General features: G+C 59.2%; 29 protein-coding genes. 8 read left to right on the top strand and 21 right to left on the bottom strand.

Annotation, left to right across the window (positions count from 1 at the left end):
• Nucleotides 1-116: 116 nt before the first annotated feature.
• Nucleotides 117-305: a hypothetical protein gene (locus ACR0DY_RS10025; RefSeq protein ID WP_209504738.1), complete on the bottom strand. Its 189-nt coding sequence runs from the start codon at nt 303-305 to the stop codon at nt 117-119.
• A gap of 226 nt (nt 306-531) precedes the next feature.
• Between ACR0DY_RS10025 and ACR0DY_RS10020 the strand changes: the two genes are divergently transcribed.
• On the top strand, nt 532-774 hold the full coding sequence (locus tag ACR0DY_RS10020; protein WP_480539280.1) for a CDGSH iron-sulfur domain-containing protein: 243 nt from the start codon (nt 532-534) through the stop codon (nt 772-774).
• Here the strand turns inward: ACR0DY_RS10020 and ACR0DY_RS10015 are convergent, their stop codons facing one another.
• The 5 genes from ACR0DY_RS10015 to ACR0DY_RS09995 form a co-directional block, all read right to left on the bottom strand.
• Nucleotides 775-1,035, bottom strand: coding sequence for a DUF6455 family protein (locus ACR0DY_RS10015; protein WP_480539282.1), 261 nt, complete (start codon nt 1,033-1,035; stop codon nt 775-777).
• On the bottom strand, nt 1,035-1,304 hold the full coding sequence (locus tag ACR0DY_RS10010) for a DUF6455 family protein (protein WP_267366459.1): 270 nt from the start codon (nt 1,302-1,304) through the stop codon (nt 1,035-1,037). The genes ACR0DY_RS10015 and ACR0DY_RS10010 overlap by 1 nt, the downstream gene beginning before the upstream one ends.
• Before the next feature lie 14 nt (nt 1,305-1,318).
• On the bottom strand, nt 1,319-1,570 hold the full coding sequence (locus ACR0DY_RS10005; protein WP_267366457.1) for a DUF6455 family protein: 252 nt from the start codon (nt 1,568-1,570) through the stop codon (nt 1,319-1,321).
• A 68-nt stretch (nt 1,571-1,638) separates the two neighbouring features.
• Entirely contained in the window at nt 1,639-2,007 is a 369-nt protein-coding gene (locus ACR0DY_RS10000) for a YigZ family protein (protein WP_480546126.1), read from the bottom strand.
• Entirely contained in the window at nt 2,004-2,711 is a 708-nt protein-coding gene (locus ACR0DY_RS09995; protein WP_480487611.1) for a M48 family metallopeptidase, read from the bottom strand. The genes ACR0DY_RS10000 and ACR0DY_RS09995 overlap by 4 nt, the downstream gene beginning before the upstream one ends.
• 121 nt (nt 2,712-2,832) lie before the next feature.
• Here ACR0DY_RS09995 and ACR0DY_RS09990 point away from each other — a divergent pair, with 121 nt between their 5' ends.
• On the top strand, nt 2,833-3,072 hold the full coding sequence (locus ACR0DY_RS09990) for a hypothetical protein (RefSeq protein ID WP_480487736.1): 240 nt from the start codon (nt 2,833-2,835) through the stop codon (nt 3,070-3,072).
• Here the strand turns inward: ACR0DY_RS09990 and ACR0DY_RS09985 are convergent.
• Nucleotides 3,069-3,344 (bottom strand): DUF167 domain-containing protein, encoded by a 276-nt coding sequence (locus ACR0DY_RS09985; protein ID WP_480487609.1) that lies wholly within the window; start codon nt 3,342-3,344, stop codon nt 3,069-3,071. The two genes, ACR0DY_RS09990 and ACR0DY_RS09985, sit on opposite strands and share 4 nt — an antisense overlap.
• A 134-nt stretch (nt 3,345-3,478) precedes the next feature.
• Here ACR0DY_RS09985 and ACR0DY_RS09980 point away from each other — a divergent pair, with 134 nt between their 5' ends.
• The gene (locus tag ACR0DY_RS09980; RefSeq protein WP_480487608.1) at nt 3,479-4,057 is read left to right on the top strand and encodes a nitroreductase family protein; all 579 of its coding nucleotides are present in this window, start codon (nt 3,479-3,481) and stop codon (nt 4,055-4,057) included.
• Nucleotides 4,054-4,752 (top strand): EI24 domain-containing protein, encoded by a 699-nt coding sequence (locus ACR0DY_RS09975; protein WP_209504748.1) that lies wholly within the window; start codon nt 4,054-4,056, stop codon nt 4,750-4,752. Before ACR0DY_RS09980 ends, ACR0DY_RS09975 begins: the two co-directional genes overlap by 4 nt.
• Nucleotides 4,753-4,758: 6 nt before the next feature.
• On the opposite strand, the gene ACR0DY_RS09970 is transcribed toward ACR0DY_RS09975, so the two are convergent.
• Both ACR0DY_RS09970 and mce read right to left on the bottom strand, forming a co-directional pair.
• Entirely contained in the window at nt 4,759-5,031 is a 273-nt protein-coding gene (locus ACR0DY_RS09970) for a DUF1467 family protein (protein ID WP_480487606.1), read from the bottom strand.
• A gap of 24 nt (nt 5,032-5,055) precedes the next feature.
• Nucleotides 5,056-5,460, bottom strand: a complete 405-nt coding sequence (gene mce / locus ACR0DY_RS09965; RefSeq protein WP_170346086.1) for a methylmalonyl-CoA epimerase — start codon at nt 5,458-5,460, stop codon at nt 5,056-5,058.
• Between the two features lie 136 nt (nt 5,461-5,596).
• Here mce and ACR0DY_RS09960 point away from each other — a divergent pair, with 136 nt between their 5' ends.
• On the top strand, nt 5,597-6,316 hold the full coding sequence (locus tag ACR0DY_RS09960) for a response regulator (RefSeq protein ID WP_480546127.1): 720 nt from the start codon (nt 5,597-5,599) through the stop codon (nt 6,314-6,316).
• Between the two features lie 180 nt (nt 6,317-6,496).
• Here ACR0DY_RS09960 and aspS read toward each other — a convergent pair whose 3' ends face one another.
• The 4 genes from aspS to ACR0DY_RS09940 form a co-directional block, all read right to left on the bottom strand.
• On the bottom strand, nt 6,497-8,272 hold the full coding sequence (gene aspS, locus ACR0DY_RS09955) for an aspartate--tRNA ligase (protein WP_480546128.1): 1,776 nt from the start codon (nt 8,270-8,272) through the stop codon (nt 6,497-6,499).
• Between the two features lie 79 nt (nt 8,273-8,351).
• Entirely contained in the window at nt 8,352-9,023 is a 672-nt protein-coding gene (locus ACR0DY_RS09950; RefSeq protein ID WP_480482216.1) for a CPBP family intramembrane glutamic endopeptidase, read from the bottom strand.
• The gene (locus ACR0DY_RS09945) at nt 9,020-9,667 is read right to left on the bottom strand and encodes an aminotransferase class IV family protein (RefSeq protein ID WP_480482218.1); all 648 of its coding nucleotides are present in this window, start codon (nt 9,665-9,667) and stop codon (nt 9,020-9,022) included. The genes ACR0DY_RS09950 and ACR0DY_RS09945 overlap by 4 nt, the downstream gene beginning before the upstream one ends.
• Complete coding sequence (locus tag ACR0DY_RS09940) at nt 9,622-10,749, bottom strand: aminodeoxychorismate synthase component I (protein ID WP_480546129.1); 1,128 nt, start codon at nt 10,747-10,749, stop codon at nt 9,622-9,624. Before ACR0DY_RS09940 ends, ACR0DY_RS09945 begins: the two co-directional genes overlap by 46 nt.
• 178 nt (nt 10,750-10,927) lie before the next feature.
• Between ACR0DY_RS09940 and carB the strand changes: the two genes are divergently transcribed.
• Nucleotides 10,928-14,281 carry a carbamoyl-phosphate synthase large subunit gene (carB, locus tag ACR0DY_RS09935; RefSeq protein WP_480546130.1) on the top strand — a complete coding sequence of 1,118 codons (3,354 nt, stop codon included), beginning with the start codon at nt 10,928-10,930 and terminating at the stop codon, nt 14,279-14,281.
• A gap of 65 nt (nt 14,282-14,346) precedes the next feature.
• Here carB and ACR0DY_RS09930 read toward each other — a convergent pair whose 3' ends face one another.
• The 3 genes from ACR0DY_RS09930 to ACR0DY_RS09920 are packed head-to-tail and all read right to left on the bottom strand — an operon-like array spanning nt 14,347 to nt 18,907.
• Nucleotides 14,347-17,394 (bottom strand): efflux RND transporter permease subunit, encoded by a 3,048-nt coding sequence (locus tag ACR0DY_RS09930; protein ID WP_480898191.1) that lies wholly within the window; start codon nt 17,392-17,394, stop codon nt 14,347-14,349.
• An 11-nt stretch (nt 17,395-17,405) separates the two neighbouring features.
• A complete protein-coding gene (locus ACR0DY_RS09925; RefSeq protein ID WP_480505940.1) occupies nt 17,406-18,443 on the bottom strand; it encodes an efflux RND transporter periplasmic adaptor subunit in 1,038 nt (345 codons plus the stop codon).
• The gene (locus ACR0DY_RS09920; RefSeq protein ID WP_480831313.1) at nt 18,440-18,907 is read right to left on the bottom strand and encodes a MarR family winged helix-turn-helix transcriptional regulator; all 468 of its coding nucleotides are present in this window, start codon (nt 18,905-18,907) and stop codon (nt 18,440-18,442) included. The genes ACR0DY_RS09925 and ACR0DY_RS09920 overlap by 4 nt, the downstream gene beginning before the upstream one ends.
• A 159-nt stretch (nt 18,908-19,066) precedes the next feature.
• On the opposite strand from ACR0DY_RS09920, the gene ACR0DY_RS09915 reads away from it, so the two are divergent.
• Nucleotides 19,067-20,191 carry a beta-ketoacyl-ACP synthase III gene (locus ACR0DY_RS09915; protein WP_480557788.1) on the top strand — a complete coding sequence of 375 codons (1,125 nt, stop codon included), beginning with the start codon at nt 19,067-19,069 and terminating at the stop codon, nt 20,189-20,191.
• A gap of 26 nt (nt 20,192-20,217) precedes the next feature.
• On the opposite strand, the gene ACR0DY_RS09910 is transcribed toward ACR0DY_RS09915, so the two are convergent.
• A complete protein-coding gene (locus tag ACR0DY_RS09910; protein ID WP_480546134.1) occupies nt 20,218-22,020 on the bottom strand; it encodes a hypothetical protein in 1,803 nt (600 codons plus the stop codon).
• 159 nt (nt 22,021-22,179) lie between these two features.
• Nucleotides 22,180-22,641: a hypothetical protein gene (locus ACR0DY_RS09905; RefSeq protein ID WP_480475505.1), complete on the bottom strand. Its 462-nt coding sequence runs from the start codon at nt 22,639-22,641 to the stop codon at nt 22,180-22,182.
• Between the two features lie 355 nt (nt 22,642-22,996).
• Here ACR0DY_RS09905 and ACR0DY_RS09900 point away from each other — a divergent pair, with 355 nt between their 5' ends.
• Nucleotides 22,997-23,575, top strand: a complete 579-nt coding sequence (locus ACR0DY_RS09900) for a thymidine kinase (protein WP_480475503.1) — start codon at nt 22,997-22,999, stop codon at nt 23,573-23,575.
• Here ACR0DY_RS09900 and ACR0DY_RS09895 read toward each other — a convergent pair.
• Genes ACR0DY_RS09895 through proC form a run of 3 tightly spaced genes read right to left on the bottom strand, consistent with a single transcriptional unit; the run spans nt 23,572 to nt 25,668 of the window.
• Nucleotides 23,572-24,522 (bottom strand): 2-hydroxyacid dehydrogenase, encoded by a 951-nt coding sequence (locus ACR0DY_RS09895; protein WP_480546135.1) that lies wholly within the window; start codon nt 24,520-24,522, stop codon nt 23,572-23,574. The two genes, ACR0DY_RS09900 and ACR0DY_RS09895, sit on opposite strands and share 4 nt — an antisense overlap.
• Nucleotides 24,522-24,860 (bottom strand): tRNA-binding protein, encoded by a 339-nt coding sequence (locus tag ACR0DY_RS09890; protein ID WP_209504763.1) that lies wholly within the window; start codon nt 24,858-24,860, stop codon nt 24,522-24,524. Before ACR0DY_RS09890 ends, ACR0DY_RS09895 begins: the two co-directional genes overlap by 1 nt.
• Nucleotides 24,853-25,668 (bottom strand): pyrroline-5-carboxylate reductase, encoded by an 816-nt coding sequence (gene proC / locus ACR0DY_RS09885; RefSeq protein WP_480505932.1) that lies wholly within the window; start codon nt 25,666-25,668, stop codon nt 24,853-24,855. Before proC ends, ACR0DY_RS09890 begins: the two co-directional genes overlap by 8 nt.
• Nucleotides 25,669-25,688: the final 20 nt, after the last annotated feature.

The raw sequence follows: 25,688 nt of genomic DNA, 5'->3' as shown, positions 1-25,688 counted from the left end.
GCCCTCGGGTGAATAGTTACCCCGTACAGCGCAGGTAGAAAAAAACCGCCATGAATGGCGGCGATAATTCCTGAAAATGGTGCAGGCGGTCCGCAATCAGACCGCCTGCGATAAGCTTACTGAGAAACCGGGTTGCAGACAGTCTGACCTGCTTCGGTTGTTGCCAGTTCATAGCCTGCCGAGCAGCTGGCCGAGCCATACTTGTCGTAGTCGGGTTGTACGTAAACAGGGGTCGGTTCTTCCTGCTGCGCACAAGCGGTCAGGACCAGAGCAAATGCGCCAACGGCTGCAAGTTTCAGTTTCATGTCCGTCAATCCTCTATTACTTTTCTGATATTGCCCAGCTTTTCGGGCTGTTTCCAGAGTACGGGCTGAACGGCAATCTGGCAACTGAAACGGTCACTTCCTTGTGAGGAAGAGCGATTCCATGCCAGTTCGAAGCCCAAATGATGATCCTTGCGGCATTACAGCTACCTTTTTGTCTGCATCGTCCTAAACTGTGCGACGTTTCAGCTAAAGACGGAGAAGCCACATGTCAGACACACCCGTTATTGCCCAGAAAACCCCTTTTTCAGTCGAGGTTGTCGAAGGGAAAACCTATTTCTGGTGCGCGTGTGGAAAGTCGAACCGGCAACCCTTTTGCGATGGCTCACATAAAGGTAGCGGGTTCGAACCGGTGAAATACACGGCCGAGACCAGCAAAAAGGTCTACTTTTGCGGGTGCAAACACAGTGCAAACGCGCCGCTATGCGATGGAACGCATAAAGACCTTTGATCAACCTTTTAATCTGTTCAGTGTCTCTGAATTTGCACAGAAATCCGGGGCCGTGTCCGCTGGATGCTGCCGCTGAGCCAGCCAGCTGGTGCATTGCGCATCACAACCCGATGCGCGACAGCGCGTGACCAGTTCGGCGTATTCTTCGGGCGACAGCCGCCCTTCGGCCATGGCTTCGCTCAGTGAAATTCCCATGCTTCGCGAGACAGAGCGCGTCAACCAAAAGTGCTTTTCGACCTCACCCAGAATATCCCGAGGCATCACGCGTCCTCCGCTTGCAAAGCTTTGATGGCCTTGAAACGCTCACGGTTCGGGCATGTGCATGGGGCATGATCAATCTGTTCGCGCCGTTCCAGCCACTCTGGGCAGGTTCTGGCCCAGGCACAGCCTCGGCATTGCTGCACGATCTCGGCCCAATCCTCATGTTTCAGGTGACCGTCCCGATAGGCTGCGGCCAGGTCGGTTCCTGTGACCTCGCCCATCCGCAGTACCAAGCGCAGGTGGGCCATGATTTCACCGAGACGTGGCATGGCGAACCTGACAGTTAAGGCATCAATTTGTGCAGTAACTCCTGGTTACGGCAATATTCAGGTGTCCGCCCAGCGGTCGCCATTTTCTTAAGCAGATCCTGACAATGATCCGGGTTCGGACAATCGGTACATCGCAGAACTGCGTCAGAAATCTGGTCGACAGATAGCTTGCCGCCAATGGCTGCTTCCTCAAGATCGATGTCCAGCATTCTGGCCATATCGTCCACCAATCCGGCATGAAGCCGCAAGGACTCTCGGGTGGGCATGCTGTATCCTTTCCCTTTCGCGCTTTACGAAATCCTAGCGCATCCGGAAGGTCAGACTTTGATACAGGTCAAGATTGGGCGCCGATGTGGTCCAGATAGGCCCGGGTTGCATCCTGAATGCGGCGAAAACGGTCCCCACCCAGCTTTTTGCCTCCGTACCAGCGGGTGACGATGATCACGTGATTGTCCAGCCCTGCACGCTCGATCATCCGCAGGATTACCATACCGGCGCCACTTTCCCCATCATCGGCCTTCAGCGCGCCGGTCGGCAAGGAGGCGGCCCACGTGTTATGTGTGGCCTTGGCATAAGATTTATCGGACTTCAGTTGGTCCAAAACCGCGTCGACGTCCGCGCGTGACGCCACAGGCGCGCCAGATACCGCATATTTCGACCCGCGATCCGTCAAAATCACGCCAAGGCGCACAAGATCGGTCATTGCGTCAGTCCCAGTTGCGTCGCGGTTTCAAGCACGATGTGAACGCGCTGCGCGTTTGGCGGGTGGGTGCCCAGAAACCTGTCACCGGGATCCGGAATGCGATCAAAGAACTTTGCCCCGATCAGCGGGTTGTAGCCCGCATTATGTGTAATGATCGTGCCCATCTGGTCAGCCTCAAGCTCAAAATCCTTCACATAAGCCTGAACACCAACCTGCGCCCCAACTTTCTGGGCCTCTTCTATGTCGGCGGCGTCGCCCCCGCGCAGCTTTTCCGCCTTTCCGAACTCAGTTGCGCTTGCGCTGGCATTTTCGCTTTGCCGTGCGATGTGGCCCAGCACGTGATGGGCCGCCTCGTGCCCCATGACAAAAGCCAGTTCATCTGCATTTTGTGTGGAACGGATCATCGCAAGTGTAAAGATTATGGTGGGTTGCTTCTGGTCGTCCAATGTCTGAAACGCATTGGCCGGCGCACGTGGGTTCAGATCAACGAGAATCCGGAATTCGCATTTCTGAGGCCTTGATTGTTTCAAACACTGGCTGCGAGCCTCGGCCCCAATGTTCTGACTGACTTCGCGAAAGGTCTGGGCAACATCCTCAGAACCCGGCCCTTCACCCAGCCAATCCGCAGCAGGTTGCACGCGCAGTGCACCTTCCGCACAGGCCGCAAGCAGCAGGGGAAGCACCAAAACAAAGCGTCTGCGCATGTTACATCCTTCGGCTCGGTCTGACCGTGATTTCAACATAGTACGTGCTGTTCAGAGTGACCACACAATGCTTTGAAACGAACGTCTTGCATTGCGCATCGACGGCTTGCACTCTGTCCTTATGTTTTCGATTGAGCATGAATTCGACTCGACGGTCATAACGCTTGTGGACGAAGGTGAAAAACCTTTGCAGGAAGATGTTGTGATCAACAATTTCGCCGAATGCGTCACGCTGGAACAGTTTGATCCGCGAACCGACCAGGTGCAAAAGATCACCTTGTCGCCCGAACAGGTCCGCGATCTGGCCGCAGCGCTGGACCTGCCCGAGGGAGTTTACCAGATCCGTGAAACGGGATCTTAGGGCGCATAGACAAAAACCTTGCTGCGCGAAGTTTGCCCCTGCTTGAGTGACAGTGTCGAAGGCGCGACGCCAAGACATTTCGCAAGAATTACCTGAACCGCATGGTTGGCTTTACCACTGTCAGGCGGTGCCGTGACAAATACCCTGATCTGCCCGTCTTCCACAACCACCCGGTCGCGTACAGCCTTGGGAGTTACTTTCAGATGAAACGTTGTCCCGGCGTGCGCCTGCGCGCTGAGATCCGGCAGATCACGTAGTTTGGATTTCGCCATTGTCGCCCCTTCCCTCAATAGTCTTGCATGATGGGCGGTGGAATGAAATTGATCCACGCGATCCGTCGCCGCGCCCTTGAAACCCTCGGCATGCCGACCAAGATACAGAGACGTGATGTAAAGGAAGTTAACATATGTCCATGAAAAACCCCGCTGCTCTGGAGTTTTTGCAGTCGCGCCGGTCCCGACCTGCCAAGACACTGGTTGCCCCGGCCCCGACACCGGACGAGTTGCGCCCCTTGTTGATCGCAGCTGCACGCAGCCCCGATCACGGAAAACTGGAACCCTGGCGATTTATCGTTCTGGAACAGGGGGCCATGGCAAGACTGGCAACCCTGACCGAAACCTGCGGGCAAAGGCTGAAGAAAAGTCCGGAAGATATTGCAAAAGCACGCAGCCAATTTGACATGGGACATCTGGCCGTAGCGGTGATCGAAGTACAAAAACCGTCCGAAAAAATACCTGCAATCGAACAAACCTATTCTGCGGGCGCGGTCTGTCTTGCCTTGCTGAATGCCGCGCTGGCCGCAGGCTGGGGTGCAAACTGGCTATCGGGTTGGCAAACCCATGACCACGACTTCTGCGTCGACGCCTTTGGACTTGCTGACAACGAACGCGTAGCCGGGCTGATACATATCGCCACCGAAGGAACAGCCCCACCCGAGCGCCCGCGGCCCGATGTGGCGGCCATAACGGAATGGATCACAGAATGATCATCCTGAACGCCTTCTTCAGCGCGCTAAGCCAGATCGGAGATCCCAAGTTCCGCGCCGTTCTGCTGCGCGGTGTAGGTTTGACCATCCTTTTGCTGGGTCTTGCCTGTGCGGGTGCGATCAGTTTGATCAACTGGTTGTCGGGCAGTGAAATCTCTCTGCCGTTCGTCGGCGCAGTGCCATGGCTGAACGACGTTCTGAACTATTCAGGTATCGTTCTCGTCCTGATCCTGCCTGTTTTCCTGATGGTGCCGGTGGCGTCAGCCATCACATCGATCTTTCTGGACGAAGTGGCACAAGCGGTCGAGGACAAGCATTTTCCGGCCTTGCCACCTGCACGACGCATCCCGGTGTCAGAGGCCCTGATGGACGGCCTCAGCTTTCTTGGCGTGCTGATTGTCGCAAACCTGCTGGCGCTGATCCTTTATGCGATCTTCACCCCGTTTGCGCCCTTCATCTTCTGGGCCATGAACGGGTTCTTGTTGGGGCGAGAATACTTCACGCTGGCTGCAATGCGCCGGATCGGGCGGGATGGCGCACGCCAGTTGCGGGCCAGGCATTCGACCACGATCTGGGTCGCTGGAACGCTGATGGCCATTCCGCTGTCGATACCGCTGTTGAATCTGGTGATCCCGATCCTTGGCGCGGCGACATTCACCCATATTTTTCATGCTGTGTCAGGCCAAAAGGTCTGACACAGATTAGCGCGGCTCCAGTTGGTTCAACCAGTCGAAGTCCCGCACTGAAATTGCACCAGATATGATGATCCCGGCAATGATAGCCCACAAAACCACTGCAATGGCGGTGGTGATCCACATCTTAGCCTTCAGATGATGGACTTCCGGCGCGCCCGCATGGGTGCCCGGAACGATATCGTTCAGGTCACCCTGAGTTTTGATGCGAATGGGCAGAACCACAAGCAACGTCATGAACCAGATGACGGCGAACAACACCAATGCAGCGGTAATGGTCACTTCAGGCCCTCCGGGTTTTGCGGATCATACCTGTTCCAGCTCGACAAGGCAGCCGTTGAAGTCCTTAGGATGCAGGAACAGCACCGGTTTGCCATGCGCGCCGATCTTGGGCTCACCCGACCCCAGAACACGGGCGCCAGTCGCTTTTAGATGATCACGGGCGGCGATGATGTCTTCGACCTCATAGCATACGTGATGAATACCGCCTGCCGGGTTCTTTTCCAGAAACCCGTTGATCGGGCTGTCGTCGCCCAGCGGGTACAAAAGTTCGATCTTGGTGTTGGGCAGTTCGATGAACACAACCGTGACGCCATGATCCGGTTCGTCCTGCGGCGCGCCAACCTTGGCGCCCAGCGCATTGCGGTATTGCTCGGATGCCGCCTCAAGGTCGGGTACGGCGATGGCAACGTGGTTCAGACGTCCAATCATGTCTCACTCCTGATGTCCTGCGTTGCGTGGGTTATGGGGGCTGCTCTGCGAAAGAACAAGTGCGCCAAATCGCGCGTTAACGTCGTGTTAGCCAGAAGTTCCTAGCGTGAAGCATCTGCTGGATAGGAGAGCTGCCATGGACGATTCGGGCCTCATTGCCACCACCGCCGCCACGCCCACCGCAACGCGGCCCTTGCTGGGACAGACAATTCTGGTTGTTGAAGACAGCCGATATGCCTGCGATGCGATCCGCCTGATGTGCCTGCATAGCGGTGCACGTATCCGACGCGCTGACTGCCTGAAATCGGCACGGCGACACCTGCAGATCTATCGCCCGTCGGTCATTCTGGTCGATATGGGCCTGCCTGACGGATCCGGAGCTGACCTGATCGCCGAACTGGCCGACGCTTCACCACGGATCAGCGTAATCATGGGCCTGTCGGGCGATGACGCCACCGAAGGTCTGGCCCACGCAGCCGGGGCGGATGGTTTCCTGTCCAAGCCGATAAAATCATTGTCTTATTTTCAGAAGTCCATCCTGGAGCGCCTGCCCGAAGATCGACGCCCAAGCGGGCTCCACTCGGTTCGAGATGAAGTCATCCGCCCCGACCCGATGGCCTATCAGGACGACATGGCGCACATCGCCGATGTCCTTACCGGGCCCAACGATCATCGCACATGGGATTACGCCGCCCAGTTCCTGCAAGGGGTCGCACGGGAAGCCGATGACAGACCCTTGGCAGAAGCCGCCCGAAAGCTGGCGCTGTCACGGGCGAACGGCGCACCGATCACGGCGCAGGCAGCGCAGGTCGCTGGCATAGTGCAGAACCGCCTGGAACAAAGAAAGGCGATTTGACGTGATTGCAGCCTACTTCATCACTGCAACGCTTCTGTGCATCTGGGCCTATCGCCAAACACGGCATGCTGCACGTTCAATTCGTGTCAACCGAGGTGATTTAAACAACCCGTTGGACTGACCCGCGAATACTCGCTGGCATCAAAATGAAACCGCCCGCTTGATGCGGGCGGCTCTCGTTCAGTCCTGCGGGATGAGGCGCAAGCCCAGTTCCATCAGTTGATCTGACGTCGGGTCCGACGGCGCATGCATCATCAGGTCTTCGGCCCGCTGGTTCATCGGGAACATCATGACCTCGCGGATATTGGCCTCATCCGCCAACAGCATCACGATCCGGTCGATCCCAGCAGCGCAGCCACCGTGCGGCGGCGCACCGTAGTGGAAGGCGTTGAACAGGGCACCAAAGCGGGATTTCACTTCATCCTCGCCATAGCCCGCCAGTTCAAAGGCTTTCAGCATGATCTCCGGCTTGTGGTTCCGGATCGCACCCGACACCAGCTCGTATCCATTGCACGCCAGGTCATACTGATACCCGCGCACATCCAGTGGGTTGCCCTGTAGCGCTTCCATGCCGCCCTGCGGCATCGAGAACGGGTTGTGCTCAAAGTCGATCGCGCCGGTTTCTTCGTCTTGCTCGTAGATCGGGAAATCAACAATCCAGGCAAAGGCAAAGCGGTCTTTCTCGGTCAGCCCAAGCTCGTCGCCGATCACATCGCGCGCCTTGCCTGCAACCTTTTCAAAGGCTTTCGGCTTGCCGCCCAGGAAAAACGCCGCATCGCCGACACCCAGACCCAATTGCTGACGGATAGCCTCGGTCCGCTCGGGGCCGATGTTCTTGGCCAGCGGGCCTGCGGCTTCCATCCCTTCGCCCTGATCGCGCCAGAAGATGTAGCCCATACCGGGCAGACCCTCTTTCTGGGCAAAGGCGTTCATGCGGTCACAGAACTTGCGGCTGCCACCGGTTGGCGCGGGGATAGCGCGAATTTCGGTGCCTTCTTGTTCGAGCAGCTTTGCAAAAATCGCAAAACCAGACCCGCGGAAGTGGTCGGAAACCACCTGCATCTTAATTGGGTTCCGCAGGTCGGGCTTGTCCGTGCCGTACCACAGAGCCGAATCCTTGTAGGAAATCTGCGGCCAGTCCTGATCGACCTTGCGACCGCCACCGAACTCTTCGAACACACCGGTCAGAACGGGCTGGATCGTGTCGAACACGTCCTGCTGCTCGACAAAGGACATCTCGAGGTCAAGCTGGTAGAAATCGGTGGGTGAGCGGTCGGCGCGCGGGTCTTCGTCGCGGAAGCAGGGCGCAATCTGGAAATACTTGTCGAAACCCGACACCATAATCAGCTGCTTGAACTGCTGCGGGGCTTGCGGCAACGCGTAGAACTTACCCGGATGCAGGCGCGACGGCACAAGGAAGTCACGCGCGCCTTCGGGTGAGGACGCGGTGATGATCGGCGTCTGGTACTCGCGGAACCCCTGATCCCACATACGCTTGCGCATGGAGGCCACCACGTCCGAGCGCAAGGTCATGTTGCGCTGCATCGCCTCGCGTCGCAGGTCGAGGTAACGATAGCGCAGGCGGGTTTCCTCGGGGTATTCCTGATCGCCGAACACCATTAGCGGCAGTTCCTCGGCGGCCCCCAGAACTTCCAGTTCGCGCACGTAAACCTCGATCTCACCGGTGGGCAGTTTCGGGTTCACCAGTTCGGCGGCACGCGCCTTGACGGTTCCGTCGATGCGGATGCACCATTCGGAACGCACCTTTTCAAGCGCAGCAAAAGCGGCGCTGTCGCCGTCACACAGGATCTGGGTTACGCCGAAATGGTCGCGCAGGTCGATGAACAGGACGCCCCCATGATCTCGGACCCGATGCACCCAACCGGACAGGCGAACGGTTTCACCGACATTAGCGGCGGTCAGTGCGGCGCAGGTGTGGCTGCGATAGGCGTGCATGGATCATATCCCTTCGGGCGCAGAATTCGTCGCGCCGATACACCCTGTCAGGCCCGGAAAGTCAAGGCGGGTCGCCCTGTCAAAACGGCCTTTGCACGTTGCCTGAGTAGAAATAGACACCCAGCCCGACCGCAAAGATGATATTGCCCGCAATCGCGTGCAGCAGCACCGCGTAGAAGAACGAACCGCGCTGCCTGTAGGCCCATGTAAACAGCAGCCCGCCCGCAAATGTCATGAGGGCGACAGTCCAGCTCCAATACATCAGATGCGCGAACGAGAAGATGGCAGCATTCAGCACATAAGCCGCACGCCCCTCTGGCAGGATCGAGTGATAACGCCGGAAGAACAGTGGGCGGAACAACAGTTCCTGAGGCAGTGCAGACAAAACAGGATAACCGATCCAGATAAGCGCCAGCATCTCAGGGCGGTGTACTAGCAGAAAAAACGCGGCGTCGGGGCGTGTCACCTGAATCAGCCCAACGCAAAACACGGACATGAAAGCGGTAAACAGCACAACTTCGCGAAGCGACCAGTTGGCCCAATCATAGCGCAACTCGGCCCATTGAAAGCCCGGTGTCCAATGCAGCAGCGTGATCCCCAGCCCGGTCAGGGCAAACAGAGCCGGAAACATCCAGTTCGGTGGAAACAAAACCGCGATGATCAGCGGCAGGACAACATAGAACAAGCCGAACTCAACCCTTAACCGCGGCAATGCATCTGGCGGTCCGACCATCGTGCTGTCTTTGGTCACGTGTCTATCAGCTCCACCCGGATCAGCCCGCGCAATGAATTGCCCATGTAGGCAGTTTGTGCGTTTTTTAGATCGCTCAAGGTCAGCACGGCCTCAGACACCGTTCCTTTATCCAGTAATTCTTCGCGCAATATGCCAGGCAACAGACCGCTGGACAGCGCAGGTGTCAGAATACGACCGTCCTGTTTTTCGACGAAAAGGTTGCTGATGGTGCCCTCACACAGCTCATCAAGCTCATTCAGGAATAACACCTCGTCTATGCCATCCGTCAGCGCGGCGCGAGTATTGTCATAAAGGGCGCGGCGGCTTGTCTTGTGACGCAGCCAAAGATCATTGGAAGCCAGTCGCTGATCAGACAGGGCGATGCGCCAGACCGGAGGGTTGCTGGCCAGAACCCCGGTGGTCAATTCGAATGCACCCGATGCGTCCAGTGTAAGGCGGCACCGCAAGGGGGTGTCGCCCAACGCGCCATCCAGCGCGGCGGTCGCTAAATCCGGGTTGAAGGGAAGGCCAAAGGCCGCAGCGGTTCGGGCCATGCGCGCAAGGTGACGGTCTTTTCGGACAAAGCCCTGACCTGGCCGAAACGCCAGTGTTTCGATCAGGCGGAAATCAGGCTCAGCTGGCGGGCGAAGCGGGCTTTCCATAGCGCCTCCTCATATTCTGCCGGGGCGGTGCTGTCCCAGACAAGGCCCCCGCCCACGTTCAGGGTGGCCTGATCGTCTTCCAGCATCAGCGTACGGATGGCCACGTTGAACTCGGACCGCCCATCAGGCGCGGCCCAGCCGATGGTGCCACAATAGATGTCGCGCGGCCAGGGTTCCAGCCCGGCCAGAATTTCCATGGCGCGAATTTTGGGGGCGCCCGTGATCGAGCCGCAGGGAAACAACGCCGTCAGTATATCGCTGAGCCCTGCGCATTTGAGCAACTGGGCACGGACAAGTGAAACCATCTGATGCACTGTCGCATAGGTTTCCACCTTGAACAGTTCAGGGACATGAACGGAACCGGGCAATGCGACACGGCTGATATCGTTGCGCAGAAGATCGACGATCATCAGGTTTTCCGCCCGGTTCTTTTCGTCCGTGGTCAGAAACGCCCGGCGCCGCATATCCTCGTCCGGGTCTTCGCTGCGCGGCTGGGTACCCTTCATCGGTCGTGTCTCGATCTTTCCATCCGCGTCTGTGCGGAAGAACAACTCTGGCGAGCGGCTGAGCAAATCCGGTAACCCGACCTGCTGCACCAGCGCGCCATGCCCAACGGGCTGCCCCGCTGCCAGTGCCGCATAAAGGGTTTCACTGCTGCCCGAGACGGTCAGGTCAATCGGAAAGGTCAGGTTCGCCTGATAGATATCACCGGCACCGATAGCATCATGCACCACTTGAAAGGCTTCGCCATAGCGCGCCTCGTCCCAGCGCGGCTGAAACGCGCGCACCTCGCCTGCGGGTGTCGGTAAAGAAACCCGATCCGGCGCGCCGTAAACTCCAAAGCACAACAAGGGAAGCCGACGCGAGTCCCGCAAAAGATTGATCAGCCGAGGTTCAAGCACATATCCCAGTTCATAACTGGCATAGCCAGCCAGCCAGGCCCCGCCCGCGCGCGCCTCATCCAGCGCCGCCAGAGCCTGGGGCACGTCCTCCGCCGTATCCGCGCGGATAATCCGAGACGGGCGCTGAAACCGGGTTCCGCGACCGGCTGGTCCCTGATCAAAACGAATACGCAACTGCATCCTCTTTTGCCGTGAAGGGCGATATAGAGAATACTCTGGCAGGGGAAAGGGGGGAAAGCGGCAATTTCGCTTCTGTTTCCGATACCCCTTGAACCTTTCTGCGTGGTCCCTATAACGCACGACAATTTGGGCGCTTGGGCGGCGCCCGCGACTCGTGCAAAATCGAAGGGGCCAGACCATGCCGAAGAGAACCGACATCAAGTCGATCATGATCATCGGGGCGGGTCCCATTGTTATCGGTCAGGCCTGCGAGTTCGACTATTCCGGCGCTCAAGCCTGCAAGGCCCTGCGCGAAGAAGGTTACCGGGTTATTCTGGTCAACTCGAACCCGGCGACAATCATGACTGACCCCGGACTTGCCGATGCCACCTATATCGAGCCGATCACGCCCGAGGTCGTCGCCAAGATCATCGAAAAGGAACGCCCTGACGCCCTGCTGCCCACAATGGGCGGGCAAACCGGTCTGAACACCTCGCTCGCGCTGGAAGAGATGGGGGTGTTGGACAAGTTCGGTGTCGAGATGATCGGTGCCAAACGCGACGCCATCGAGATGGCCGAGGATCGCAAATTGTTCCGCGAGGCGATGGATCGGCTGGGGTTGGAAAACCCCAAAGCCACCATCGTGACCGCCCCCAAGAAGGCCGACGGCTCTGCCGATCTGGAAGCAGGTGTGCAGATCGCTCTGGACGAGTTGGAGGAAATCGGCCTGCCCGCCATCATCCGCCCGGCCTTTACCTTGGGCGGCACAGGCGGCGGCGTGGCCTATAACCGCGAGGATTATATCCATTTCTGCCGCTCGGGCATGGATGCCTCGCCTGTCAACCAGATCCTCGTCGATGAAAGCCTGCTGGGCTGGAAAGAATACGAGATGGAAGTGGTGCGCGACACCGCCGACAACGCCATTATCGTCTGCTCCATCGAAAACGTCGACCCAATGGGCGTGCACACGGGTGACTCGATTACCGTGGCCCCTGCCCTGACGCTGACCGACAAGGAATACCAGATCATGCGCAACGGCTCGATTGCCGTCCTGCGCGAGATCGGGGTGGAAACCGGTGGCTCGAACGTGCAATGGGCAATCAACCCCGATGATGGCCGCATGGTTGTGATCGAAATGAACCCGCGCGTGTCGCGTTCATCGGCGCTGGCCTCCAAGGCGACGGGTTTCCCTATTGCCAAGATCGCCGCGAAACTGGCCGTCGGCTACACGCTGGACGAGCTGGACAATGACATCACCAAGGTCACGCCTGCGTCGTTCGAACCTACCATCGACTATGTCGTCACCAAGATCCCGAAATTCGCGTTTGAAAAATTCCCCGGCTCTGAACCCTACCTGACCACTGCAATGAAGTCAGTGGGTGAGGCGATGTCCATCGGGCGCACCATCCACGAATCCATGCAGAAGGCGCTGGCATCGATGGAATCCGGCCTGACCGGGTTTGATGAGATCGAAATTCCGGGGTTGAGCATCGGCCTGTGGGATGAGGTCGAAAGCAGCGACGACAAAGCGCATGTCATCAAGGCGATCAGCAAGCAGACCCCCGACCGCCTGCGCACCATCGCCCAAGCCATGCGTCATGGCCTGAGCGACGATGAAATCTTTGGCGTCACCAAGTTTGACCCCTGGTTCCTGGCCCGCATTCGCGAGATCATCGAAGCAGAACGCACCGTGCGTAAGGATGGTCTGCCAGTGACCGAAGAAGGCATCCGCAAGCTCAAGATGCTGGGCTTCACCGATGCGCGTCTGGGCAACCTGTCAGGCCGCAGCGAAGATAACGTGCGCCGCGCCCGCCACAATCTGGGCGTCACCGCGGTCTTTAAACGCATTGATACCTGCGCTGCTGAGTTCGAAGCGCAGACACCCTATATGTACTCGACTTACGAAGCCCCGATGATGGGAGATGTCGAATGCGAGGCACGCCCAAGCGACCGCAAGAAGGTCGTTATTCTTGGTGGTGGTCCGAACCGGATCGGTCAGGGGATCGAGTTCGATTATTGCTGCTGCCACGCCTGTTATGCGCTGACCGAGGCCGGGTACGAGACCATCATGGTCAATTGCAACCCCGAGACGGTTTCGACCGACTACGACACCTCGGACCGTCTGTATTTTGAGCCGCTGACCTTTGAACACGTCATGGAAATCCTGACGAAGGAACAGGAAAACGGCACGCTGCACGGTGTGATCGTTCAGTTCGGTGGTCAAACACCGTTGAAGCTGGCCAACGCGCTTGAGGCCGAGGGTATTCCGATTCTGGGTACCACACCGGACGCAATTGACCTGGCCGAAGACCGTGAACGGTTCCAGGCGCTGGTCAATGAACTGGGCCTGAAACAGCCCAGAAACGGTATTGCCTCGACCGATGAAAAGGCGCTGGAGATTGCCGAAGAGATCGGTTTCCCGCTGGTCATTCGCCCCTCTTACGTTCTGGGCGGTCGTGCGATGGAAATCGTGCGCGATATGGATCAGCTGCGACGCTATATCAACGAGGCCGTTGTGGTCTCGGGCGACAGCCCCGTACTGCTGGACAGCTATCTGGCGGGCGCGGTCGAGCTGGACGTAGATGCGCTGTGTGACGGCACCGACGTTCACGTGGCGGGCATCATGCAGCACATCGAAGAAGCGGGCGTTCACTCGGGCGATTCCGCCTGTTCGCTGCCGCCCTATTCGCTGTCGAAAGAGATCATCGGGCAGATCAAGGAACAGGCATTCAAACTGGCCAAGGCGCTGAATGTCGTTGGCCTGATGAATGTGCAATTCGCGATCAAGGATGATGAGATCTATCTGATCGAAGTGAACCCGCGCGCCTCGCGCACCGTGCCGTTTGTTGCCAAGGCCACCGACAGTGCAATTGCGTCGATTGCGGCGCGCGTCATGGCGGGCGAGAAACTGGCCGATTTCCCGATGCGCCCGCCCTATCAGGAAGGCAAGGACACCAAGATCGCGGACCAGATGACGCTGGCCGATCCGGACATGCCGTGGTTCTCGGTGAAAGAAGCTGTCATGCCATTCGCCCGTTTCCCCGGCGTCGACACCATCCTTGGCCCGGAAATGCGCTCGACCGGCGAGGTGATGGGCTGGGACCGTGACTTCCCACGCGCGTTCCTCAAGGCGCAGATGGGCGCGGGCATGGTGCTGCCGTCCTCTGGCCGTGCGTTCATTTCGATCAAGGATGCCGACAAGGGCAAAGCCATGCTGGAAGCGGCGCAGGTTCTGGTTGATCAGGGTTTCACGCTTGTGGCCACGCGCGGCACGCAAAGCTGGCTGGACGAACAGGGTGTTGCCTGTGACGTGGTGAACAAGGTGTACGAAGGTCGCCCGGATGTTGTGGACATGCTGAAAGACGGTCAGGTGCAGCTGGTGATGAACACCACCGAAGGTGCGCAGGCGGTTGAGGACAGCAAGGCCATCCGCTCGATCGCGCTGTATGACAAGATCCCGTATTTCACCACCGCAGCAGGGGCCAACGCCGCAGCACTGGCGATTAAGGCACAAGCTGAGGGCGACGTCGAGGTGAAATCGCTACAGGGGTAAAGACCCCTGACCCAAATGAAAAAGCCCCAGAGGAAACTCTGGGGCTTTTATTTATTTTCAATGCCTTACGCAGGCGCCTCCGTCGTTTTCTTTCGTTCGTCACGGGCGAAGAACAGCAGGTAAAACACCGGTGCCGCAACCATTGTCAGCACGGTGGCAAATGCCAGACCGCCCATGATCGTCACTGCCATCGAGACGAAGAACGCATCCGTCAGCAGTGGCGCCATGCCCAGAATGGTCGTGACAGCCGCCAGCATGACGGGCCGCAAACGCGACACGGATGCTTCGATGATTGCCTCGCGCAGGGGCTTGCCGGTGGCGCGGACCAGATCGATTTCCTCGACCAGAACAATGCCGTTCTTGATCAGCATACCCGACAGGCTGAGCAGGCCCAGAAGTGCCGTAAAGGTGAAGGGCAGTCCTGTTCCCAGCAGGCCGATCACCACGCCGTTCACGGACATCGGCACCAGCAGCCAGATGATAATCGGCTGGCGGATTGCGTTGAACAACAGGACCGAGATCAACACCATGATCAGCAGGCTCAGCGGCAATTGTCTGCCCAGGCTTGCCTGCGCTTTGCGCGAGTTTTCGAACTCTCCACCCCATTCCATCTTGTAGCCGGGTGGCAGGTCGATGGCCTCGATGGCGTCGCGCACTTCGGCGTGGACCTGTGCCGCTGTCAGGTCGGGCGGGATGTCGGCGCCGACGGTGATGGTCAGAACCCGATCACGACGGTGAACCAGCGTATTGAGCGTTTTGTACTCGAATCCATCCACCATTTGTTCAATTGGTACAAACTTTTCCGACTGGTCCGAGTACACGACCTGATCGACGATCGAGTAATCTCCGTCCGCAGGTCGGCGCAGGATGATCGGGATCAGGCGGTCGCGCTCGCGGAACACACCACCCGTGATGCCGTCGGTCGAGAATTGCAGAGTGGCGGCGATATCTTCGCGTGTGACACCTGCTGTCTGCGCCCGTTCGGTGGCATAGATCGGTTGCAGCGCCAGTTCCTGTTCGCGCCAATCGTGGTGAACCAGCAGCGCGTTCGGGGATGCGGCTGCCATGCGCTGCACCGCCTCGTCCGCGAGCTGGCGCAGCACGACCGGATCGCTGCCCGAGAAGCGGGCCTGAATCGGATCACCACCGCCGGGGCCAAAGACCAGGCGCTTGGTGCCGAACTCACCTTCGGGGAACTGGACGGACCCGAACGCCTCAAGGTCCGCTTGCAGCGCCGGGATGTCGTCCAGGCTTGCTGTGCGGATGACCATGTGCCCATAGCTGGGATTCGGCTTTTCGGCGGAGTAGGTCAGCATGAAACGGGTAGCCCCCTGGCCGACAAAGGTCGTGACCGAGACGACGTCGTCGCGTGCCGCCAGCCACTCTTCGAATACCGCCATGTCTTCGGTGGTTCGTGCAATCGGTGTGCCCTGCGGCAGTTTGTAGTGCACGAAGAACAAAGGCGTGTTGGAGTTGGGGAAGAACTGCTGTTTCATCAGCCCAAACCCGGCATAGCACACCACGGTTACGCCGACGAGACCAGCAACAACCAGCCATCGGAAGCGCAGCGCAAAGCGCAGGATCGCACCATAGGTGCGGAACAGGAGGCCGCCGTAAGCGTCGATCTCGCCTGCTTTGCCCTGTTTGAAGAAGTAATGCCCCAATAGCGGCGTGACGGTGATCGCCAAAACCCAGCTGAGCAACAGTGAAATGCCGATCACGGCGAACAGAGAGAACAGGAATTCTCCGGTTGCATCCGGGCTGAGGCCAATGCCCGCAAAGGCCATGATACCGATCACGGTCGCACCCAGCAGCGGGATCTGGGTTTTTGACGCCACATCCTCGGCCGCATCGCGCGAGGACTGGCCGCGCAGCATGGATATCTGCATTCCTTCGGCCACAACGATGGCGTTGTCCACCAGCATCCCCATGGCGATGATCAGGGCACCCAATGAGATTCGCTCCATCTCGATTGAGAAGAGCGACATGAACAGAAGCGTGCCGACAACGGTCAGCAGCAGGGTCGAGCCGACAACAATGGCCGCGCGCCAGCCCATGAAGATGCCCAGGACGGCGACCACGATGGCCACCGACATGGCAAGGTTCACGAGAAAGTCGTTCGAGGCCTGTTCGACCACCACATGTTGCTGATAGATCGGCAGGATTTCGACACCGAAGGGAATGCTTGTGTTCAATTCCGCGAACTTTGCATCAGCACGTTTGCCAACTTCGACAATGTTTTCCGTGGCCAGACCCGCGATACCCAAGGTGAAGGTCTCGGTCCCGTTGTAGCGGATAATGATGTCGGGGTCGTTCTGACGGGCACGATAGACATCGGACATGTCAAAGAGGTTGATCACCTGCCCTTGTGAACCAACAGACAGGCCCGCAATGGCCGACACGCTGTCTGACCCTTCAGCCGTCAGGATGGTGGTCCGGTCATTATCAGAGCGTAAGGACCCTGAGGAATTGACCGAATCCGCATTGGCGATGGCCTGGTTGATTGCTTGCAGCGGGACATTCTGGTTCACCGAAATAGCCAGATCGGGTTCGACAAAGATCGCCTCGTCCGGCAGGCCCTGAACCTCGACATCCGCAACCCCGTCCACGGTCAGCAGTTCCCGCCGCAGGAACGTTGCCAGTTCGTGCTTTTCGGCGTCCGAGAACCCTTGGGCGGTCACCGCATAGAACAGGCCGAACACGTCGCCGAACCCGTCATTCACAAACGGCTGGCCGACGCCCGATGGCAGGCCGCGCGCGGCGTCGCGCACCTTGGCCCTGAGCCGGGTCCAGATGGCAGGCAGTTCGGTGCCGTCATATGTCGACTTGATCTCGACCTCGATCAGGGACCGTCCGGGTTGATTGACAGAGGTGATGACATCCACCTCGCCCATCTGCTGTATAGCGGATTCCAGCGGTTCCGATACTTCCAGCGCCACCTGTTCGGCAGTGGCACCGGGGTATTGCGTGGCGATGACCGCGTTTTTGATTGTGAAGGCCGGGTCTTCCAGACGGCCAAGCGATGTGAACCCCCAGATGCCCCCAACAAGGGCAATGAGGATGACCAGCCATGTGTAAAGCGGCCGGTCGATTGAGGCGCGGGCGATGTTCATCTGTCAGCCCCTCAATTCGCGAAACCGGCGAACCGGCGCACCGTCTGACCATCCGTCAGCACAGCGCCTCCGGCAACAACGACCTCATCCCCGTCAGACAGGCCCGTCAGCACCCGGACATCGCCGGTTTGCGTGGGCTCGATGGTCACCGGGATGCGGCGCACGGTGCCCTCATCCGCCCCGACCGGGGAAAACACCATGACGTTCAGCGCGCCGTTTGCGTCGGCGATCACAGCGGTTGCTGGCACGATGATGCCAATGCGGTTGTCCTGCACCTGAACATTGACGGTAACGGACGAGCCGGGAAGGATCAGCAACCCCTCGGGCGGGGTCAGGCCGAACTGGATGCGGAAGGTTTGACCGACGCTGGAGGTTTCCGCGTCGAATTCTCGGATTTCCAGCGGGAAGACTTCGTCACTGGCAGGGAATTTGGCGGTGATCGTTCTTTGATCAGTCTGGCCAGAGCGTTGAAACAGGATCTCGGGCACGTCGACCACGATGCGCAATTCGGACATGTCGTGGATGCGGACGATGGGCGTGCCCGCCGAGACGGTCGTAAACGCCTCGACCGAGCGGCTGGAGACCAGCGCGTCAAACGGCGCGGTCAGCGTGGCGTGTTCCAGTTCATATTCCGCGTCGCGCAGGGCGATCGCGGCCAGTTGCGCCTCGGTCTCGGCATCGTCCACGGCCACCTGGCTGGCGGTTGTACCGCGCAGGCGCGACAGGCGGGCGACGGTGCGGTCGGCCTGTTCCTTTTGCAGCCGCGCCCGATCAAGGCGCAGCTCGAACGGTTCCTGATCCAGACGGGCAATCAGGCCATCCTTGGGAATCACGAAGCCTTCGTTGATGGGCATTTCGACAATCTGCCCCGCAACCTGAAAGGCCAGATCAACGGTCTGGCGCGCGGCGACGCGGCCGAAAAACTGCCGCGTGAAACCGGGCGCGGTTTCACGCACCTGCATGAGTTTCACCGGTTTCGGGGTCTCTTGAGCGGCAATCGGGGTTGCCAGAATGGCCAGTGCAAGGCCCAGAGAGGTCAGGAGTTTCATTTCTTCAATCCCTCGGGAATTCCCGTTTTCAATACGTTGTCGCGGATTTTGCGCGCCAGTCGCGCGAATTCGGCAGTTTCTTGTTCGTTGAGGCCCGAGGCCCGGTGAAACAGGTCCCCGGCGGCGGCGACCAGCATGTTGCGGGCCTCTTCGCCCTGCTCTGTCAGCACCAGCAACCAGGCGCGGCGGTCTTCGGGGTCACGCCGCCGCATCAGATAGCCCGCTTTTTCAAGGGCATCAGCTGTGGCGGTGATCGTTGATGGTACGCTTAACATATCGGCGGCCAGAACGCCCATGCGCTTGGGCTGATCCAGCTTGATCAGCATGTGGCATTCCGGGTGGCTCAGGTCTGTTTCGATACAGTCGAAGGTCTCTTCCAGTTTCCAGTACAGGGCATAGACGCCCATGATCGCCTGAATCTCGGGGCTGAGGCGGCCCAGTCTGGCACTGATATCGTCTGGCATTGGGGGTCTCCGCGCGGGTTACGGAGCGATATACTTCAATTTCTGAACTATTCAAGATATGAAACTGTGCCCCGAAAAGAATTCCCTTGGGTCAACATATCTTGATCAAATCACGCCATGACTGCATTTTGGGCGAATCCGAAACATTCAGGACCCGCCATGTATACCCCCGCCATCACCGGTACCGGTGTCTTCACGCCGGAGAACGTCATCACCAACGCCGAGCTTGTCGAAGCGTTCAACGCTTATGCCGACAAGCAGAACGCGAAGAATGCCGAGGCCATCGCAGCCGGGCAGATGGAGGCGATGCAGCATTCCTCGGAAGAGTTCATCGTCAAGGCTTCGGGCATTCAGAACCGCTATGTGATGGACAAGGCCGGGGTGCTGAACCCGGACGTGATGCACCCGACGCTGCGCCAGCGCAGCGATGACGAGCCCGGGATCATGACCGAGATGGCAGTGGATGCCTGCAGGAAGGCGCTGGCGCAGGCGGGGCGTACGGCGGCGGATGTCGATCTGGTGATCTGCGCGGCCTCGAACCACGAGCGCGCCTATCCGGCGATTGCAATCGAGATTCAGCAGGAACTGGGCATCGACGGGTTTGGCTTTGACATGAATGTCGCCTGTTCTTCGGCCACGTTCGGCATTCAGGCGGCGGCGGATATGGTGCGGTCCGGGTCGGTGCGCGCGGCGTTGGTGGTGAACCCTGAAATCTGCTCGGGCCATCTGGAATGGCGCGACCGGGATTGTCACTTTATCTTTGGCGATGTGGCGACGGCAACGTTGATCGAGCGGATCGAAGACGCCAAAGGCCCGCATTTCGAAATCCTGTCGACCCGCTGTGCCACCGCCTTTTCAAACAATATCCGCAACAATAACGGGTTCCTGCGCCGGTCGCGCCCCGATGGCGTGATTGACCGCCGCGACATGCAGTTCATGCAGAATGGCCGGAAGGTGTTCAAGGAAGTGTTGCCGATGGTCAGCAAGCATATCAGCGACCATATGGAGGCCGAAGGGGTCAGCAATACCGACCTCAAACGCCTGTGGCTGCATCAGGCCAACAAGACGATGAACGACTTCATCGGCAAGAAGGTTCTGGGCCGCGAACCCGAGGCGGGCGAGCAACCCAATATCCTTCAGGATTATGCGAACACCTCATCCGCAGGGTCGATCATTGCGTTTTCGAAATACTCTGACGATCTGCAAGAGGGCGATCTGGGCCTGATCTGTTCTTTTGGGGCCGGGTATTCGGTTGGATCGGTGATCGTGAAGCGTCACGCCTGATCGACATTCCGCAAAGCGCTTACGGCCTAGAGATCGGCCGCCAACTGAAAAACCTGAAACGCTGCCCCTTCCCCACCATCAATCCGGCTGAGATAGGCGGGGGTTTCACCCTTTGCCAACTGGGATTGCAGCCCGCGCCCCTGAGATGCCCAATCCCAGAATTCGGCACGGGGCGCAGCGGTGCAGAGCAGCACATAGCTTACACCCAGCGCAGCAAGACGCGGACCGGCCTGAGGCGCGTCCATACGCAAAACCGCGATCTGCGCCTGAATTCCGGCCCGGTTGCGGTGATAATTCCCCGCCAGAACCGAATGATCGGTATAGCGCAGCACCTCTGCCGCATAATCGAAATCGACCAGAACCATTCCGGCTGGCAGGTTTTTCAGGGCCGCGTAGGCCTCGGGCGCTTTGCAGGGGGCGCCGATGTTTTGCGAATCCTGCACAACCTCGGCGACGGGTGCCGCAAGGGAGGGGCGCGCAAACCGTTCCAACTGTTTTTCCACGCTGCTACCAATCTTTGGCGAGACGCAGACGATAAAGCCTATCATAGCCAAGCCGGAGAGCGTGCGGCCATGGGTTCTGTAACTGACGTAAAGGGTCCGCAGCACCTGAGCCTGAACAGCCACAAGAGACACGCCCAGAAACGTCATCATCCGGGACTGGTACAGAAACATGGAAAACCCGGTCACAATCAGCGCCAGAAACAGAAGGTAATCCAGTTTGTCTTGCGACTGGCGGGCAAAGAACAAGGCTGCAACCGCCGTGATGACGGACATGGCGATCAGGGCCGCAGCCTCGCCCCGATGTCGTTCCAGCACGACGGTTATATTCTGTGCTTCGGCAACCTGGCTGAGCCAGAAGTCGCGCATGTCCTGAGGCAGGTCCGCAATCGGGTTTTCAAGGCAATGCGGTGCAAATGCGTAAGCGCAGCCAAGTGTTACAGCGCCTGTCGCAAGACACGCGCCGATGCGCCCCCAATAGGACCAGCCCGACCCGACCCAGGCTGCTGCACACAGGCACAGGGCCGCGATCCCGGCCGGCAGGGCCACACTGATCGTCAGGGCATCGCAGCTTGGGAACAGAAAACCCTGACGCCCCGTTGTTGCAATGCTGGCCAACAACAGGGTCAGCGCCAGCCCGGTTCCAAACACTATGGTGCGGCGGCGGGCGGCTGTGCCGGTCACGATCCAGTCAATCGTGAAGAACACCGCGATAATCGCGACCTGCACGATCGATTCGGTTCCGATGGACACCGAAAGGGCCAGACAGACACCCAGCCATCCCGCAGCAGAGGGTTTGGCCTTGCGCAGGACAAAGAACATGAGGGCCGCTGCAAACAGCAGAATCTGAACATTGTGGTGGTCAAACGAGAAATAGTCGAACTTCCGATAATGTTCGAGCGTCAGCGCACCGACCACCAGTGCCGAAATCGCGCCATTTCGCCCGCCCAACGCTGCGCCGGTGACAGCAAAGGCCCACAGGGTCAGCCCCGCCAGAAGCACCGGCCACACAAACGCGGTCACTTGCAAGGCGGTGTCGGGCGGCACGACCATCGCGGACAGCGCGTAGATCCCGGCAATCGGTGCATCGACAAGCCGGGACCAGTGCATCAGCGTGCCGTCACCGGGGCCCAGCCGATGCTGATAGGCGTCAAACCAGCCCTGTCCCGCCAGCAGGTCCTGTACCATGACCCAGCGCATCGCGTCATCAGGGCCTTCCTGATAAGCGCCAAACAGCACCGTGGCCAGAAAGAGCGCATAGACAAACAGGAACGACCGCCAAACCATACGGTCTGCGAGAATGCTGTAATTTCCCTGCATTTTCTGCATGGTTTACTGCCCTTGACGATCTTGCCTGCGCCACAGCTTATCTGAAAGACGTGACTGAATTGAGGCGCAGAGTCCGGTTGATGATCATGCCACAAAGCGCACGACATCTGCGGCGATCCGGGCAGGCGGTTTTTGGCCGATAGCTGGCCGCCACCAAGCCTAGCTGACGCTTTCTTCTTCCAGGTGCAGTTTCATTTCTATCAGGACCTGCTGAAGCAAACTGGTTTCTTTCAGCAGCCTTTTGGCTTCGTTCACCGTGATGATGCCATCTTCGATAGCGGACTGATATTCAGTCATCAACATTGCAAACCGCTGGCTGAGCGCGATGACATCCGAATTCACCCCGCCTGTGCGAGGATCCTCGGTGTTGCGTTCGCTGTAGGACAAGGTGATGTTTTTCAGATCCGCCAGCGCGGATGTCACATGCGGATAAGTTGCTGCGTTTTCAAGCCGGGCCACCGCATCCACGGGCATGAACCTGTCCGCGTGTTCGGCATTGTCCGAATAATACCGGCCCAGGGTCGCCTTGGATTTTCCGGTGATTTCACAAGCAGCTTCTATTCCGACATCTTTGACCAGCGCTTCTGTGTGTTTCTTCAGATAGGCCCCGATATCTGCCATTGATTTACCTTTATTACCTGCAAACGCCCGCCCGGTGTCCAAACCGGGGAAAGCGTCGGGAAATTTCCCATACCTGAGTCATAATTGAAATGTCATACATTGACTATCCCTCAGATAAGCGGGGGATTTTGTGAGTGAGTGGCGGCAGTTCAAGCCGGTAAAGAGTGATTGCGGGGCGGTATTGTTGGGCCTTGCTTTGTTTTGGCCACATGTTGGCCGACGGCGTCGCTGTTGCAGACGCGGGGGTTCCATCCCCTACGAGCCCAGCTCGGCCTCTGCACACGCAATGGCGACGTCGCTTCTTACATCCCTTTGCTCTCTTGTTCCTTTTGGCCGGGCGTTTTAGACCCACGCCATGGCAAAGCTGTATTTCAACTATTCCACCATGAACGCGGGCAAGTCGACTGTGTTGCTACAGGCGTCGCACAACTATCGCGAGCGCGGGATGCAGACCTATCTGATGACCGCCGCCCTTGACGGGCGGGCGGGTGCGGGGCGGATTGCATCGCGCATCGGCATATCGGAGCAGGCTGACACGTTCACACCCGAAGATGATGTCTTCGCCATGATCCGGTCCCGGCTGGACAAAGGTTCCGTGGCCTGCGTTTTCATTGATGAGGCGCAGTTCCTGTCCGAGGCGCAGGTCTGGCAACTGGCCCGTGCGGTGGACGATCTGGATGTGCCGGTGCTGGCCTATGGGCTGCGCGTGGATTTTCAGGGCAAGCTGTTCCCCGGTTCTGCCGCCCTGCTGGCCCTTGCCGACGAAATGCGCGAGGTGCGCACGATCTGTGAATGCGGCCGCAAGGCCACGATGGTGATTCGTCGCGACGAGACCGGCAAGGCCATCACTGAAGGGGCGCAGGTACAGATCGGCGGGAACGAGACCTATGTCTCGCTCTGCCGCAAACACTGGCGCGAGGCGGTGGGCGACTAGACCAGGTTGGGCAGCGCCCTGCCCGCGACAAAGGCCGCCACGTTATCCAGCGCCATGTGCCCCATGCTGCTGCGCACCTCTTCGGTGGCGGTGCCCAAGTGGGGCAGCAGGGTGACGTTTTCCATTTCGCACAGGGATTGCGGCACTTTGGGTTCGAATTCGTAGACGTCAAGCCCCGCCCCCGCGATCTGACCGGTTTGCAGCGCCGTGATCAGCGCGACCTCGTCCACCACCTCGCCACGGGCGATGTTGACCAGAATAGCCGAGGGGTTCATCGCCTCAAGAATCTGCGCATTGATCAGGTGGCGGGTTTCCGCACCGCCGGGAACCGCAAGCACAAGGAAATCGACCGAAGCGGCGAGTGTTTCAAGGTCAGGTGTGAATTCCGCCGGGAAATCCAGTTGCTTGGCGCTGCGGGACTGATAGGCCACCTGCATGGCAAACCCGAAATGACAGCGGCGCGCGATGGCCTGTCCGATGCGGCCCATGCCGACAATGCCCACGCGCTTGCCGGTCACATGATGGCCCAGCATCTGCGTCGGGTGCCAGCCCTGCCACTGACCCGATCGCACCAGCCGCTCCCCCTCACCGGCCCGCCGGGCTGTGGTCAGCAGCAGGGTCATGGCGATATCGGCTGTGGCATCGGTGACCGCGCCGGGCGTGTTGGTTACGTCAACCCCGGCCGCGCGTGCGGCATCCACGTCGATATGGTTGAAGCCAACACCGAAATTGGCCAGCAGCTTGCAGCGCGGCTGACCGACCTCGGCAAAGATCCGAGCCGAGAACTGATCGCCCAATGTCGGCACAACAACGTCGTATCCGACCAGAGCGGCCAGCATCTCCTGCCGCGCCATGGGCAGGGTGTTTTCCCGGATGGTTACATCGAAATCGGCGCGGGCGCGCGATTCGACTGCCGGTGTCATCGGACGCGTGATCAGCAGTTTCATCAGTGCATCCGCCCGCCGGTTGGTACCTTGCCGTCAGGGCCGATCAAAACGATCTCGCCGTTGTCATCGGGCAGACCCAGCACCAGAACCTCGGACATGAACTTGCCGATCTGGCGCGGAGGGAAGTTGACGACAGCCATGACCTGTTTGCCGACCAGAGTGGCCGGATCGTAATGCGCGGTGATCTGGGCCGAGGTCTTGCGCTCGCCAATCTCGTCCCCAAAGTCGATCCACATCTTGATCGCGGGTTTGCGGGCCTCGGGATAGGGTTCGGCGCGGATCACCTCGCCCACGCGAATATCGACCTTGAGAAAGTCGTCGAACGAAATTTCACTCACGCGAGAGCTCCTTGGATCGGTTGGTTGCGGCCTTGACGGCACGGTGCAGCAGGTCGGGAAAGCCGGTTTCCTGATGCATCAGCACCTCAAGCGCGGCCTGTGTGGTACCGTTCGGAGAGGTCACGTTGATACGCAGCTGCGCCGGGTCTTCGTCGGACGCCATGGCCAGCGCCCCGGCACCGGCCACTGTGGACTTGGCCAGTGTCATCGCAAGCTCGGCAGGCAAGCCATGCGCCGCGCCCGCAGCGGCCAGGGTTTCGATCAGATGGAACACGTAGGCCGGGCCGGACCCGCTGAGACCGGTGACGGCGTCCATCTGTGCCTCATCCTCAAGACGAACGGTCTGACCCACTGCCGCCAGCAGGTTTTCGGCCTGTTCCATATCGGTCTCGGAGGCGTGTGCGTTGCCGATCAGCGCCGTGATGCCCTGACGGATGGCGGCGGGCGTGTTTGGCATGGCGCGAATGATCGGGGTGTCACGGCCCAGAACGGATTCGAAGGTGGCAATCGAGGTGCCAGCCGCAACGGAAATGAACAGGCTGGACCCACCGCCCAGTGCCTGAATGGCAGGCAGGGCTTCGCCCATCATCTGCGGTTTGACCGCAACCAGTACCACGGCGGGGGATTCGGGCAACGGTGCGTTGATATTGACGCCCTGCGCCTTCAGCCAATCTGACGGGTAGGGATCGATGACCCAAACGGAAGCTGGCGGAAGGCCGTGTTCCAGCCATCCCGCCAGCATTGCGGACCCCATCTTTCCGCACCCCAGAAGCACAAGCCCCTGTTCGGCCACGCGCGTCATGTCCATTTGCCCCTCCCGCTTTACAT

The sequence above is a fragment of the Ruegeria sp. O6 genome (assembly GCF_056535045.1).
The sequence above is the reverse complement of the archived record's forward strand: the minus strand, read 5'-3'. Positions and strand labels throughout refer to the sequence as shown.

Bases quoted from the DNA above. Each gene is read 5' to 3' on its own strand.
- ACR0DY_RS10025 (WP_209504738.1), bottom strand. From the start codon at position 305: ATGAAACTGAAACTTGCAGCCGTTGGCGCATTTGCTCTGGTCCTGACC.
- ACR0DY_RS10020 (WP_480539280.1), top strand. From the start codon at position 532: ATGTCAGACACACCCGTTATTGCCCAGAAAACCCCTTTTTCAGTCGAG.
- ACR0DY_RS10015 (WP_480539282.1), bottom strand. From the start codon at position 1,035: ATGCCTCGGGATATTCTGGGTGAGGTCGAAAAGCACTTTTGGTTGACG.
- ACR0DY_RS10010 (WP_267366459.1), bottom strand. From the start codon at position 1,304: ATGCCACGTCTCGGTGAAATCATGGCCCACCTGCGCTTGGTACTGCGG.
- ACR0DY_RS10005 (WP_267366457.1), bottom strand. From the start codon at position 1,570: ATGCCCACCCGAGAGTCCTTGCGGCTTCATGCCGGATTGGTGGACGAT.
- ACR0DY_RS10000 (WP_480546126.1), bottom strand. From the start codon at position 2,007: ATGACCGATCTTGTGCGCCTTGGCGTGATTTTGACGGATCGCGGGTCG.
- ACR0DY_RS09995 (WP_480487611.1), bottom strand. From the start codon at position 2,711: ATGCGCAGACGCTTTGTTTTGGTGCTTCCCCTGCTGCTTGCGGCCTGT.
- ACR0DY_RS09990 (WP_480487736.1), top strand. From the start codon at position 2,833: ATGTTTTCGATTGAGCATGAATTCGACTCGACGGTCATAACGCTTGTG.
- ACR0DY_RS09985 (WP_480487609.1), bottom strand. From the start codon at position 3,344: ATGGCGAAATCCAAACTACGTGATCTGCCGGATCTCAGCGCGCAGGCG.
- ACR0DY_RS09980 (WP_480487608.1), top strand. From the start codon at position 3,479: ATGTCCATGAAAAACCCCGCTGCTCTGGAGTTTTTGCAGTCGCGCCGG.
- ACR0DY_RS09975 (WP_209504748.1), top strand. From the start codon at position 4,054: ATGATCATCCTGAACGCCTTCTTCAGCGCGCTAAGCCAGATCGGAGAT.
- mce (WP_170346086.1), bottom strand. From the start codon at position 5,460: ATGATTGGACGTCTGAACCACGTTGCCATCGCCGTACCCGACCTTGAG.
- ACR0DY_RS09960 (WP_480546127.1), top strand. From the start codon at position 5,597: ATGGACGATTCGGGCCTCATTGCCACCACCGCCGCCACGCCCACCGCA.
- aspS (WP_480546128.1), bottom strand. From the start codon at position 8,272: ATGCACGCCTATCGCAGCCACACCTGCGCCGCACTGACCGCCGCTAAT.
- ACR0DY_RS09945 (WP_480482218.1), bottom strand. From the start codon at position 9,667: ATGGAAAGCCCGCTTCGCCCGCCAGCTGAGCCTGATTTCCGCCTGATC.
- ACR0DY_RS09940 (WP_480546129.1), bottom strand. From the start codon at position 10,749: ATGCAGTTGCGTATTCGTTTTGATCAGGGACCAGCCGGTCGCGGAACC.
- carB (WP_480546130.1), top strand. From the start codon at position 10,928: ATGCCGAAGAGAACCGACATCAAGTCGATCATGATCATCGGGGCGGGT.
- ACR0DY_RS09930 (WP_480898191.1), bottom strand. From the start codon at position 17,394: ATGAACATCGCCCGCGCCTCAATCGACCGGCCGCTTTACACATGGCTG.
- ACR0DY_RS09925 (WP_480505940.1), bottom strand. From the start codon at position 18,443: ATGAAACTCCTGACCTCTCTGGGCCTTGCACTGGCCATTCTGGCAACC.
- ACR0DY_RS09920 (WP_480831313.1), bottom strand. From the start codon at position 18,907: ATGCCAGACGATATCAGTGCCAGACTGGGCCGCCTCAGCCCCGAGATT.
- ACR0DY_RS09915 (WP_480557788.1), top strand. From the start codon at position 19,067: ATGTATACCCCCGCCATCACCGGTACCGGTGTCTTCACGCCGGAGAAC.
- ACR0DY_RS09910 (WP_480546134.1), bottom strand. From the start codon at position 22,020: ATGCAGAAAATGCAGGGAAATTACAGCATTCTCGCAGACCGTATGGTT.
- ACR0DY_RS09905 (WP_480475505.1), bottom strand. From the start codon at position 22,641: ATGGCAGATATCGGGGCCTATCTGAAGAAACACACAGAAGCGCTGGTC.
- ACR0DY_RS09900 (WP_480475503.1), top strand. From the start codon at position 22,997: ATGGCAAAGCTGTATTTCAACTATTCCACCATGAACGCGGGCAAGTCG.
- ACR0DY_RS09895 (WP_480546135.1), bottom strand. From the start codon at position 24,522: ATGAAACTGCTGATCACGCGTCCGATGACACCGGCAGTCGAATCGCGC.
- proC (WP_480505932.1), bottom strand. From the start codon at position 25,668: ATGGACATGACGCGCGTGGCCGAACAGGGGCTTGTGCTTCTGGGGTGC.